We start from the raw sequence: 12,235 nt of genomic DNA on the forward strand, positions 1-12,235 counted from the left end.
GCGCGGACGCTCGCCTCTAGATGGTGGTCAGCCCGGCGATCACGGAACGGAACCCCTCGACCGTCTCGTCGATGATCTGCGCCACGGGCTTCACCTCGTCGATGCGGCCGGCAACTTGGCCGCCGAACGCGAACGCGGCGTCGAGGTCACCCTCGAAGTAGAGGCGCAGGATCCCGTCGAGCGTACCGAGGGCGACTTGGTCCTCGATGTGCTCGTGCGCTTCGCTGCGCGGCGTGGCGAGGACGCGGAAGCCGGGCTTGTGCCAGCGGTTGAGGAACACTGTGCCGGTCTCGGGGGTGTCGATGATGAGGTGCTTGTAGTTGTCGTGCACGGGCGACTCCGCAGCCGAGACCATGCGCGTGCCCATCTGGACCCCCTCGGCGCCCAGCGCAAAGGCGGCCGCCATCGATGGCCCGTCACACACGCCACCGGCTGCGATCACCGGCACGTCGACGGCCGCACACACCAACGGCACGAGCACCATCGAAGCGACGTCACGAGTGGCCTTGAAGCCACCGCCCTCTCCACCTTCCGCGACGATGCCGTCGACACCCGCGGCCACGGCCTTCAGCGCAGCGCGCAGGCTGGGCACGACGTGGAAGACCGTGATCCCCGCATCATGCAAGGCCGCCGTGAACACGCCCGGGTCTCCCGCGGATGTGGTGACGAACCGCACTCCGTGGCTATGGACGAAGTCCACGATGCTCGGGTCACGCACGAAGAGCTGCGCGATGTTCACGCCGAATGGCTTGTCCGTGAGGTCGCGCATCTTCGCGATCTCGTCGCGGACCTGGTCGAGCTGCCCGGATGACGTCTCGATGATGCCGAGTGCCCCGGAATTCGAGACCGCAGACGCGAGCTGAGCCCGCGCGATGTACCCCATCGGCGCCTGGACGATTGGATAGTCGACACCCAGCAGATCGCTGACTCGAGTGCGGACCGAAGGTGCCGTCATCGACCCTGCGATGCGAGTGCGAGATCACCTTCGAGCTTCACCGGATCACCGCTCGCGGCCGAGCGGTACGCGGCCTCGACGAGCGCGTGCGCGGCGAGCGCATCGGCGAATCCGGGCGTGGCCGCGCCACCAGCGCGCACCGTGTGCACCCAGTTTCGGGCGCCGAGGTAGAGGTAGAAGAAGACGTCCGTGCGCGTCAAACCGAGCTGCTTCCAGTGGGCGGCGCGCAGCGCGTCGAGGTCGGCATGCTCAGCCGGTGTGTCGGGTCGCTGGATGAGGAGACCGTCCTCGGGCGCACCGACGACGAAGTCCGCCGTGACTTCCACCGCACCGTGCTCGAAGAACACTTCGAGTCGGCGCTCTTCACGGCCGCGCACGCCATTGAACACGGTCAGGAACGTGCCGATGACACCTGAGTCGTGCTCGACCGTGGCGGCCGCGACGTCTTCGACGTCGTAGCCGAAGTGGCTGCGAGTGTGGCCGAAGACCCGGGTCGCCGGCCCGAAGAGCCACGAGACCACATCCGCGCCGTGGATGGTGTGCTCGAGCAGCGCGCCGCCGCCGGCCTGGGTGCGATCCGAGCGCCACGACGAATGGCCGGGCACGACGTCTCCCGTTGGCCAGTACTGGTCTTCGCGCAGCACGTATCCCATCGGCGCGCCGAGCTCGCCGCTGTCGACGAGATCCTTGAGCCGGTTGAAGAGGTAGTGGAAGCGCGAGTGGAAGCCGACCTGCGCGGTGAGCCCGGATGCGATCACAGCGTCGTGCATCTCCCGCACGATCGGGAAAGTCGGTGCCAGTGGCTTCTCACACAGCACCGGCTTGCCGGCCGCGAGAGTGGCGAGCAACAGATCGCGATGAGTCGAGGTGGGACTCGCGATGAGCACGGCCTCGACTTCGGGATCGTCGATGACTGCCTGCCCGTCGGCATGCAAGCGTTCGAACCCACGAGCGTTGCGGTTGGCCGCCATGCGGGCGTCCTCCGAGAGATCCGCCGCCGCGACCGCGCGCACGTCGCCGTCTTCAACGAGCTGGCCGAGCCCGGCCGCGTGGACCTGACCGATCATCCCGCACCCGATCAGTCCGACCCCTAGGGGCTGCTCCCCTGCCATCGTCAACCTCCAGCGAACGAAGAGGGGGACGGTACCGTGACCACGTGCCACCCCGCCCCACTCCGACGATCAACAACCGACGCGCCAGATACGACTACCTCGTCCTCGATACCTACGAGTGTGGCCTCGTGCTCAAGGGTGCCGAGGTGAAGTCCATCCGCGAAGGCAAGGCCAACCTGCGCGAGGCATACGCGCGCGTGCAGGACGGCGAGGTGTTCCTCCACGGGATGCACGTCATGCCCTACTCGCACTCCCAGGAGGAGCTCGACCCGATCCGTCCGCGCAAACTTCTCCTGCATCACCGTCAGATCGACGAGCTTGCGCGCGCAACCGCCGAGAAGGGCGTGACGCTGGTGCCGCTGCGGCTCTACTTCAAGGACGGCCGGGCCAAGGTCGAGCTCGCCACGGCGCGAGGGAAGCGTCAGTACGACAAGCGCCAGGCGATCGCCAAGCGCGACGCCGAGCGCGAAGCCGAGCGCGCCATGAAGGGCCAGCGGGATTGAGACCCCTGAAATCGGGGGCTCACACGGCAGGTAGACTGTTCCTGTCGGGTCACACGCATCGACTCGACACTTGACAATGGGGGTGCGTGGCTTCGATTTCGTGTGTCGAAGCGGGTGAAGCGAGCCGACGTCGCCGGATCGTCGTGAAAGAGCCGGCACAACCAATAACTGCTGAGGACAACGACCTCGCACTCGCGGCCTAACTTCGGTTGGGTCGTGCGCCTAGGACCGGATGCGCTGCTGGTTCGCCTAGGCGTCATTGACAGCGGCTTACCGGATGGTCAGGCCCCAGGGGCCATTCGGGACATCTACTGAGGTTGGGACCGCCGTTCGGCGCCGGTGAACGGCGGCGGTCCGACAACTTTCACCGGATGCGCTCGGAGAAGCCCCGCTGAGGACATGGAAGACGCGGGTTCGACACCCGCCACCTCCACTCCCCCACTACGAGCATGTGACGATCAACCCACGTACGCGACTGGGAAACGTCACATGCTCGTGCTGTCTCGGCTCAGCCGCACCCACAGGTGACGGATGCCGGTGTGACGGTTGCTCCTGGTCCACTCGACGGGCCGCGTGAGTTCGTACGTCGCGAAGGCCGGCAGGAGCTCTTCGAACATCACGCGCATCTCGAGACGGGCCAGGCTCGCGCCCAGGCAGTAGTGGATGCCGTGGCCGAACGACAGGTGCGGGTTCGGGTTGCGGCGCACGTCGAACTCCATGGAGTGCTCGAAGACCTGCTCGTCACGATTGGCTGAGCCCTCCCAAAACAGCACCTTGTCCCCCGGTGAGATGTCGTGACCGCGCAACGTCACAGCACGCGTCGCGGTGCGGCGCTTCGATGGTGACGGCGCCGTCCACCGCAGCATCTCTTCGGTCGCGCTCGGCAGCAGATCGAGGTCGTTGCGCAAGGTACGGAGTTGATCCGGGCGCTCGATGAGTGCCAGCAAGCCACCCGTGATCGCGTTGCGCGTGGTCTCCGAACCGGCTGCGAACAACAGCGAGAAGAACGAGTACAGCTCGGCATCCGAGAGGGTGGGCGGGTCGACGTCACCGAGCGTGGCGTGCACCACCACCGACAGCATGTCGTCGGTCGGGTGCGCTCGCTTCTCGGCGATCAGCGCGGCTCCGTACTCGAGCATCCGCCGCTGCGCCGGACCGTTCCCACCCCCAGGTGGCGGTGCCGAGTCGCCGGTGCGGATGTCGAAGCCGGGGTCGACCGCTTCCCAGAGCTCGTGACGGTCCGCTTCGGGCACGCCGAGCAGGATGCAGATCATCTGCATCGGGAGCTCGGCGGCGACATCGGTCAAGAAGTCGAGCTCCTCACCGTCGTCGATCTCCGCGAGCAGCGCGCCCGTGCGCGCCCGAAGCTCATCTTCGAGTCGGGCCACCATGCGGGGTGTGAGCCCCGTGCTCACGAGGCGGCGGATGCGCGCGTGACGCGGGTCGTCCATCATGTTCAGCACGACCCCGGCAACTTCGAGATCCTGAAGCAGGGTTCCCCCGTGCTCGCGGTCACCGCCCCGCTCCGAGGAGTAGACGTCGGGGTTGCGCAGCACCTCGAGTGCTTCAGCGTGCGTCGCTACCGACCAGAAGCCCTCACCATCGGGCGTGTGCTGAGTGGGCTCGTGCCACCACACCGGCGCGTCGCGGCGGTGGACTTCGAAGAGGTCATGCGGAAAGCCCTGAGCGAAGTTGTCGAGGTCGGTGAGGTCGATCTCGGTCAGCTCCGTCGCCGACATCAAGGCGTCTCGGTTGTTTTCGAAGCGGGTTCGTGGGCGAGGTCGCGTAGGTATTCGATGCGCTCGTCGAGCAACAGCTCCTTGGCGAGGCGACGCGTCGCCTTCGACGACGAGCCGCTCACGACGTGCGCCGGGAACTCGACCCACAATGGCGCTGTCGCTCGTGCTACGTGCCTGATCGAGGTCGCGTCGGCATCGAGCTTCTCGAGAGCTCGAATGAGCGAACCGGGGTTGCGCGTGAAACGGATCGCGGCGCGGTCACGTTCGACGCCCTGATCACGCAGCGCCCACACCTGGAGCCATTCGCCAAACCGTCGCGGCAGGTAGCCCAAGACCGTCTTGAGCAGGTTGTCGTCGCTGGCATCGACCGCCGAGATCGCCCCGCTCGTGAGGGCCACCGTCCAGCTCGCGAGCGCAATGTCCCAGCTGGCGATCCGACTCACCTCGTATGCGAGGATCGCCTCAAGCTCATCGCGGCTCAACGTCTTGCCGAGACCAGTGGTGACGCCGATGACGGTGTTCGACGGCCGCGTCCCGACACCAAACGAGTTCGGGGCGTCGTCGTCGATAACCGCGAAGCGCGGAACCGGGAGGCCGCTCGCGAGCGCCAGCCCTTCGAGGAGGTTCCGGACTTCGGGGTGCTCGTCAGGCGTCGCGATGTGCGCACCGGTCTCCTTCAGCACCCGACGCTCGAGTGTTCGGCGTTGAAACGGGATTCGAACCAATCCGATGACCACACCCGCAACCGCGGACACCGCCGCGATGCCACCGATGCCGATGGCCATCCACTTCAACGTGTTCAGATCGTCGGGGAACACCTCGAGACCGAAGATGACGGACAGCACGACACCGAGCACGACAGCCACGGTCGCGAGGGCGATCGCCAACATGTAGTTGACGGTCGCCAGTACCAGAAGCAGCGCGATGCGTGCACGGTTACGCCGCGCGAAGAGATCTGGGCTATCGGCCACCGTGACGCGGGATGACTCAGACAAGAACCGGCTGTCCGCCGCGCTCCATGCACTGCACGTCGAAATAGATCGGCAGCAGGTGCTTCACGTAGAACGCGTGCACGACGAGGTCACCGATCACGAGGTCGTCGTACTCCTTGACCCTCACGCGGTCGTCCTTCTCCGCCCAACGCTTGCTCTTGTCGAGCAACTCATCGACTTCGGCGCGCGTTTCCTGCAGGAGCCCGAGGTGGTCGTATCCGGGGGAGCTCATCGGCTTCGGGCTCTCCGCCAACAGGATGAAGTCGCCGTTCGGGTCGCCGGTGAGCATCACGTGGCAGAGCTGCCCGACGACTTCGGTGTCGACGCCCGTCCAGCCGAAGACGTCCCCGTAGAACGCATCCACTTCCTTGCGGAAGACGTCGTCGAGCGTCCCGACGGGGAAGGTGAGCTCCATGTGGTTGAAACGCATGTTCGGCAGCGTACCGAACCCGCGCTCCGGTCGGGTCAGTTCGTCTCCGGATCGAGCGGGAAGTGGGCGAACACGCGGAGCTGCCCGCGTTGACGTTGCAACACACTGCGCCACATCTCGGACGGGGTCTCGGACCAGGGGTCTGCGCAGTCCGCGTCCACCACGAACCAACCGTCGGCTGCGAGCTCCCCCTCGAGCTGTCCCGGACCCCATCCGGAGTAGCCCGCAAAGACCCGGACGCGATCCACCGGCGGCGCGACTGCCGTTGGCGACCGTTCGAGGTCGACGGTTCCGATCTCGCCGAACAGCTCGGCAAAGCCGTCAGGATCGCCGCCACCCGCGCGGCGCCCAATGCCGATGGCAGCGTCGGGTTGCACGGGTCCACCGACGAACACCACGGCCGGCTCCGCCGCGATTGGTGCCCACTCGGGCAGCGGATCGACGAGCGAAGCAGCGCTCGGCCGATTGAGCACCACGCCGAGCGCGCCGTCCTCGTTGTGGTCCAGCACGAGCACGACCGCCCGAAAGAAGTTGGGGTCTTCCAGCTCCGGCGTCGCGACGAGGAGCTTCCCCTTCAAGAGCTCGACTATCACGACCCCCTCGATCTCGCCGTCAGGCGAGGTCGAGGCTCAGCATACGGATCGCGTTGCCGCGCACGATCTTGTGGATCGTCTCGGCGTCGAGGCCGGAGAACATCTTCTCGGCGACTTCCTTGGTGTGCGGCCACGTCGAGTCGGTGTGCGGGTAATCCGTCTCGAACGTGATGTTGTCGACACCGACCTCTTCGAGCGAGGCAAGCCCATGCTGGTCACGGAAGAAGCAGCCGAAGATCTGGCGGTAGTAGTAGGTGGACGGCGGTTCCGGCACGATGTCGCGGACCTCGCCCCACGCTCGGTGCTCCTGCCACACGTCGTCAGCGCGCTCGAGGATGTACGGGATCCAGCCGATCTGGCCTTCCGAGTAGGCGAGCCGCAGCTCGGGAAAGCGCACGAGCACACCCGAGAAGAGGAAGTCGCTCATCGAAGACATCGCATTTCCGAACGAGAGGGTTGCTGCCACCGCGGCAGGCGCGTCGGCCGAGGTGGCAGGCATCTTCGACGACGAGCCGATGTGCATGCAGACGACCGTCGCGGTGTCGGCGCACACCGCGAAGAACGGATCCCAGTAGCCGGAGTGGATGCTCGGCAACCCGAGGTGTGGCGGGATCTCGCTGAAGCACACGGCATGCACACCCCGCGCGGCATTGCGCTTCACCTCAGCTGCGGCCGCGTCGACATCCCAGAGCGGGACGATGGTCAGCGGGACCAGATGACCGCCGCTGTCACCACACCATTCATCGACCATCCAGTCGTTGTACGCGAGCACGCACGCCATGCCGAGCTCACGGTCGTCGGCCTCGAGGAAGGTCTGCCCGCAGAACCGCGGAAAGGTGGGGAACGACACTGACGCTTCGACGTGGTTCATCAACATGTCATCGACTCGAGCCTTCGGCTCGTAACAGCCAGGCCGCATCTCGTCGTAGGTGATCGGTGACAGGGTCATGTCATCGCGGTCGAATCCGACAGCCGCCACATGACGCTTGTGCGGATAGACCGTCCCCTCGAAGACCCAGCAGTCGGCTTGGGGCGCGTCATCGGCGAACGCCAGCTCGTACGTGCCGCCGCCGACGTGACGCATGCCCGCCAGGCCCTTGCGCTCGATGTGCGGCCCGCGCTCGCGGTGCCGTTCGGGGAGCCAGCGCTCCCACACGTGGGCCGGCTCGACGACGTGGTCGTCGACGCTCACGATCAACGGGACCAGGGGGGTCTCGGCGGGACTCACGGACCCTCCCTTTCGGGTCGAGATCGATCTGACGGGTCGTCACATTATCCGGGACCTCTGCGACCCGCCCCGTGGCGCGCGCGTACGGTGCTCACGTGCCTCACGACCTCGTGCTGCGCGGCGGGACCGTCGTCGACGGGACCGGCCGCGACCGCGCTCGCGCCGACGTGGCAGTCGACGGCGACCGGATCACCGCGGTCGGCACCGTGGACGCTCCGGGGCGACGCGAGCTCGACGTCGACGGTCGGCTCGTGACGCCGGGTTTCGTCGACATCCACACGCACCTCGACGCCCAGCTCGCGTGGGATCCGACCGGCTCGTCGTCGTGCTTCCACGGTGTGACGACGGTTGCGGTCGGCAACTGCGGCGTCACGTTCGCGCCGGTCGGCCCGAACGATCACACCTACCTCGCCGAGATGATGGAGTCGGTCGAGGACATACCAGCGCGCAGCATCCTCGAAGGGCTGCCGTGGAACTGGGAGACGTACGGGGAGTACCTCGACTGGCTCGAGTCGACTCCCAAGGGCGTCAACGCCGGCGGCATGGTGGGTCACTGCGCGCTGCGCTACTACGCGATGGGCGAGCGAACCCTCGACGAGACCGCAGTGCCGACCGACGACGAGCTCGCGAAGATGACCGCGCTCGTCGACGAGGCGCTGGACTCCGGCGCGCTCGGCTTCTCGAGCTCGCGCACCTTGCGCCATCGCGTTCCCGACGGGCGGTTCGTCCCTGGTACCTACGCGAGCCCCGACGAGCTCTTCGCATTCGCCGATGTGCTCGGGCGGCGCGGTCGCGGCGTGATCGAAGTCGCACCACGATTCGACGGGGAGGGCCCCACACTCCCCCGCGTCGAATCGGAGATGGCGTGGATCGCCGAGGCCAGCCTGCGTTCCGGCCGCCCGATCACGTTCGGGCTGTCCCACACTCACAGCCAGGGCGAGCACTACCGCCGAGCGATCGAGCTCGCGCGCGAGGCGAACGCGCGAGGCGGCCACGTACGACCGCAGACCACGCCTCGCTTCATCGGCGTGCTCACGGGCATCGCACATCGAACCCCGTTCGACCACCACACCGCATGGCAGGCGCTCCAATCCCTCGCGCTCGGGGAGCGCCTCGCCATGTTGCGCGACCCCAGTGGGCGGGCCCGGCTCGTGGACGCTGCAAAGGATGACCGCGCCGGTCTCGACGTGTTCTTCGTGCTCAACGGCCCCGACGGGGTGGCGCGTTACGACTGCCAGCCGGAGCGCTCGCTCGTCGCCGTTGCCGACGCACGCGGCGTCACGCCGGTCGAAGCGTTCATCGACCTCGCGATCGAGACCGATGGTGCGCTGCTGCTGTCGTGGCCACTCCTGAACCAGAGCGTCGACGCGATCGGCGAGATGCTGACGCAGCCGGAGGTCTTGTCCGGACTCGCCGACGCCGGCGCCCACGTAGGCCAGACAATGGACGCGAGCGCACCGACCTACCTGCTCACCTACTGGGTTCGTGAGCGACAGCTCCTCACGCTCGAAGACGCGGTTCGACGCCTCACATCAGATACGGCGACGACGTTCGGTATCCCCGATCGCGGCATCCTGCGGGCGGGCGCGTTCGCCGATCTCAACGTCATCGACTGGGACGCGCTCGAGCTCCCCGTCCCCGAGTACGTGCATGACTTCCCGAACGGCGCCGGCCGGTATCTCGGCCGGGCCACGGGCTACGACGCCACGATCGTGAACGGCACCGTGTTCATGGAGCATGGCGAGCACACCGGCGCACTCACCGGCCGCGTCGTGCGGAGCACCTCAGCCCCTGTTTGAGGAACCTCAGTCGGCGTCGGGGTCGACCTTCACGAGGAGCTTCCCGGTGTTCTCGCCGGTGAACAGCATGTTGAGGGCGCGTGGTGCGTTCTCGAGCCCGTCGACGATCTGCTCGCGCGCTTGGAGCCGTCCCTCGAACGTCCACTCGAGAAGCTTCGCCGCCCCTTCGTCGAAGCGATCGAGGTAGTCGAGCACGAGGAACCCCTCCATGCGCGAGCGGGTGGCGATGAGCTTGAAGTAGTTGTGCATCGATTCCGGGAGACCCGACTCGTTGTAGCTGGAGATCGTGCCGCACATCGCCACCCGAGCATTGAGCGCGAGGCGGGCGAGGGCCTCGTCGAGGATGGTGCCACCGACGTTGTCGAAGTACACGTCGATGCCGTCAGGACACAACTCGTCGAGGCGCTTGGCGACGTCCTCGGTCTTGTAGTTGATGCACGCGTCGAACCCGAGGTCTTCCGTGACCCATGCGCACTTCTCGTCGGTCCCGGCAATGCCGATCACCTGGCAGCCGAGGATCTTGCCGATCTGGCCTGCCAGTGAGCCCACCGAGCCGGCCGCGCCTGAGATGACGACCGTGTCGCCCTCGCGCGCCTGCGCGATGTCGGTCATGCCGAAGTAGGCGGTCATCCCGCTCGAGCCGAGCACGTTGAGGACCGCCATCATCGGCACACCGTCCGGGACGACGCGTGCGAGCACGTCGGCCCCGACGACTGCATGCTCCTGCCATCCGAGCATTCCGGTGACGGTCGCGCCGACTGGGTAGGTGTCGCTGCGAGACTCGATCACCTTCCCGACACCGCCGCCGCGCATCACCTCGCCGATCTCCACCGGCGGGAGGTACGACGGCTCCTCGCGGATCCAGACCCGGTTCGTCGGGTCGATCGACAAGTACGCCATTCGCACGAGCGCTTCCCCGTCATTCAGCTCTGGGGCGTCGGACTCCACCAACTCGAACGTGTCGTCATCGACCATGCCGACGGGCCGCTGTGCAAGCCGGAGCTGACGATTCCTCGTGGCCATGGCGCTATTCCGTCCGGTCGAACAACTTGACAGCAAGCAGCAGCATTGCTGCGCCGAAGCCAAGGGTGATGAGCGCATCGGCCCAGAGCGGCACCGTCCAGCCGAGGACGTCGAGCTTCGCGGTTGTGGGCAGCACCGTTCGTCGGATGGCGTCGATCGGGTACGTCGCCGGATTGAGACGGGTGATCACCCCGAGCCACTCCGGGAGCTGGACCAGCGGGAAGATCGCGCCGGAGAGGAACAGCATCGGCTGCATCACCAACGCCATCACCATCTGGAAGCTCTCCATGCGCTGCATCCGGCTCCCGATCACGATGCCGAACGCCGTGAGCGCGAACGCCAGCAGCAGCAGGAAGCCGAACATCTGGAAGAAGCTGGCGACCGTGAACGACACGCCGACCACCGGGGCCACGACCACCAGCACGATGCCTTGGAGCACCGACACCGATCCGCCGCCGAGTGCCTTGCCGATCACGAGTGACGATCGCGAGATCGGTGCCACCATCATCTCGCGCATGAAGCCGAACTCGCGATCCCACACGATCGCCATGGCGGAGAACAGCGCCGAGGTGAGCACCGACATCCCGAGGATTCCGGGGAACAGGTACTGCTGGTAATCCACGCCACCAGCTCCGCGGCTGCCGATCGCGCCCTCAAGACCCGCCCCGAGCACGAACAGGAACAACAGAGGCTGCGCGATGCCCGAGATCAGCCGGGTCGGCATCCGGAACAGTCGGATGATGTCGCGGCGCCAGATCATGAGCGCGGCGCGGACGTTGCGGGCGAACGCGCCGTCACGGCGGACGTCGGCGTGCTTGGTGATGGTCATCTCGCTGGTTCGTACGGCAGCGTCGGCCATCAGCTGCCTTCCTTCCGGAAGCCACGAACCATCGGGTTCATCTTGAAGCGGTCGGTGGCACCTGCTTCCGCGTCCCTGATGTCACGCCCCGTGTACTCGATGAACACATCGTCGAGGCTGGGGCGATGCATCGCGACGTTCTGGACGTTCACCGTCAGGAGCCCGAAGAGTCGCGGCACGAATGACTCACCCTCGGGCACGCGCAGCCGTAGGCCCTCGTCGGTGAGCTCACCGGTGATCCCCAGCTCACGCTCGATCTGCTCGAGCGCGAGCCGGTCGTCACTCGTTTCGAGCGTCACCGTGTCGAGCCCGACCGAGTTCTTGAGCGCGTCGGGAGTGTCGATGGCGACGATTCGTCCCTGGTCGATGATCGCGATGCGGTCGCATCGCTCCGCCTCGTCCATGTAGTGCGTGGTGAGGAACATCGTCGTTTCCTCGCGTTCGCGCAACGTATCGACGTAGTCCCAGATGTGGACGCGCGTCTGCGGGTCGAGGCCGATCGTGGGCTCATCGAGGAACAGCACACGTGGTGAGTGCAAGAGTCCGCGCGCGATCTCGAGCCGGCGCTTCATGCCTCCTGAATAGAAGCGCACTTGCTGATCGGCGCGTTCGGTGAGTCCCACCATCTCGAGCAAAGGAGCCGCGCGCTCGCGCACACTCCCGGCGGGGTAGCCGTAGAGGACCGCGTGGAAGCTCAGGTTCTCGGCGCCCGTGAGGTAGTCGTCGAGCGTGAGCTCCTGGAACACGAGGCCGATGCTCGAACGGACGGCCCCCGGCTCGGTCCCCACGTCGTACCCGGCCACCCGCGCCGACCCGGCGCTTGGTCGCAGCAGGGTGCAGAGGATCGAGATCGTCGTGGTCTTGCCCGCACCGTTCGGGCCGAGGAACCCGAAGAGCTCCCCCGGTTCAACCGTGAACGACACATCGTCGACGGCCGTGAACTCGCCGAAGCGGCGCACGAGACCATCGACCTCGATCGCAGGTGCGGTGCCCATCGGCGGC

12 protein-coding genes and 1 other RNA gene are annotated in these 12,235 nt (G+C 66.6%); 3 read left to right on the forward strand and 10 right to left on the reverse strand.

Features of this window, described 5'->3' with window-relative positions; translation table 11 throughout:
- Nucleotides 1–16: 16 nt before the first annotated feature.
- A complete protein-coding gene (locus WEE69_01720; protein MEX1144006.1) occupies nt 17–955 on the reverse strand; it encodes a nitronate monooxygenase in 939 nt (312 codons plus the stop codon).
- Nucleotides 952–2,067 (reverse strand): Gfo/Idh/MocA family oxidoreductase, encoded by a 1,116-nt coding sequence (locus WEE69_01725; GenBank protein ID MEX1144007.1) that lies wholly within the window; start codon nt 2,065–2,067, stop codon nt 952–954. Before WEE69_01725 ends, WEE69_01720 begins: the two co-directional genes overlap by 4 nt.
- Nucleotides 2,068–2,111: 44 nt before the next feature.
- Between WEE69_01725 and smpB the strand changes: the two genes are divergently transcribed.
- Together smpB and ssrA are read left to right on the forward strand one after the other, a co-directional pair.
- Nucleotides 2,112–2,570: an SsrA-binding protein SmpB gene (gene smpB, locus WEE69_01730; protein ID MEX1144008.1), complete on the forward strand. Its 459-nt coding sequence runs from the start codon at nt 2,112–2,114 to the stop codon at nt 2,568–2,570.
- 78 nt (nt 2,571–2,648) lie between these two features.
- Nucleotides 2,649–3,006, forward strand: a transfer-messenger RNA (tmRNA) gene (gene ssrA, locus WEE69_01735).
- Between the two features lie 49 nt (nt 3,007–3,055).
- On the opposite strand, the gene WEE69_01740 is transcribed toward ssrA, so the two are convergent.
- The 5 genes from WEE69_01740 to WEE69_01760 are packed head-to-tail and all read right to left on the reverse strand — an operon-like array spanning nt 3,056 to nt 7,552.
- Nucleotides 3,056–4,312, reverse strand: coding sequence for a cytochrome P450 (locus tag WEE69_01740; GenBank protein MEX1144009.1), 1,257 nt, complete (start codon nt 4,310–4,312; stop codon nt 3,056–3,058).
- A complete protein-coding gene (locus WEE69_01745) occupies nt 4,309–5,280 on the reverse strand; it encodes a M48 family metalloprotease (GenBank protein MEX1144010.1) in 972 nt (323 codons plus the stop codon). Before WEE69_01745 ends, WEE69_01740 begins: the two co-directional genes overlap by 4 nt.
- A 16-nt stretch (nt 5,281–5,296) precedes the next feature.
- Nucleotides 5,297–5,731 carry a hypothetical protein gene (locus WEE69_01750; protein MEX1144011.1) on the reverse strand — a complete coding sequence of 145 codons (435 nt, stop codon included), beginning with the start codon at nt 5,729–5,731 and terminating at the stop codon, nt 5,297–5,299.
- A gap of 35 nt (nt 5,732–5,766) precedes the next feature.
- Nucleotides 5,767–6,324: a YqgE/AlgH family protein gene (locus WEE69_01755; GenBank protein ID MEX1144012.1), complete on the reverse strand. Its 558-nt coding sequence runs from the start codon at nt 6,322–6,324 to the stop codon at nt 5,767–5,769.
- Nucleotides 6,325–6,343: 19 nt separating this feature from the next.
- Nucleotides 6,344–7,552, reverse strand: a complete 1,209-nt coding sequence (locus tag WEE69_01760; GenBank protein MEX1144013.1) for an amidohydrolase family protein — start codon at nt 7,550–7,552, stop codon at nt 6,344–6,346.
- Nucleotides 7,553–7,647: 95 nt separating this feature from the next.
- Here WEE69_01760 and WEE69_01765 point away from each other — a divergent pair, with 95 nt between their 5' ends.
- Nucleotides 7,648–9,351 (forward strand): D-aminoacylase, encoded by a 1,704-nt coding sequence (locus WEE69_01765; protein ID MEX1144014.1) that lies wholly within the window; start codon nt 7,648–7,650, stop codon nt 9,349–9,351.
- 6 nt (nt 9,352–9,357) lie between these two features.
- Here WEE69_01765 and WEE69_01770 read toward each other — a convergent pair whose 3' ends face one another.
- Genes WEE69_01770 through WEE69_01780 form a run of 3 tightly spaced genes read right to left on the reverse strand, consistent with a single transcriptional unit; the run spans nt 9,358 to nt 12,228 of the window.
- Nucleotides 9,358–10,374 (reverse strand): NADP-dependent oxidoreductase, encoded by a 1,017-nt coding sequence (locus tag WEE69_01770; GenBank protein MEX1144015.1) that lies wholly within the window; start codon nt 10,372–10,374, stop codon nt 9,358–9,360.
- Nucleotides 10,375–10,378: 4 nt separating this feature from the next.
- Nucleotides 10,379–11,233: an ABC transporter permease gene (locus tag WEE69_01775; GenBank protein ID MEX1144016.1), complete on the reverse strand. Its 855-nt coding sequence runs from the start codon at nt 11,231–11,233 to the stop codon at nt 10,379–10,381.
- The gene (locus WEE69_01780; protein ID MEX1144017.1) at nt 11,233–12,228 is read right to left on the reverse strand and encodes an ATP-binding cassette domain-containing protein; all 996 of its coding nucleotides are present in this window, start codon (nt 12,226–12,228) and stop codon (nt 11,233–11,235) included. The genes WEE69_01775 and WEE69_01780 overlap by 1 nt, the downstream gene beginning before the upstream one ends.
- Nucleotides 12,229–12,235: the final 7 nt, after the last annotated feature.

This window comes from Acidimicrobiia bacterium (assembly GCA_040881685.1).
In the GTDB taxonomy this organism is placed as follows: domain Bacteria; phylum Actinomycetota; class Acidimicrobiia; order IMCC26256; family PALSA-555; genus SHVJ01.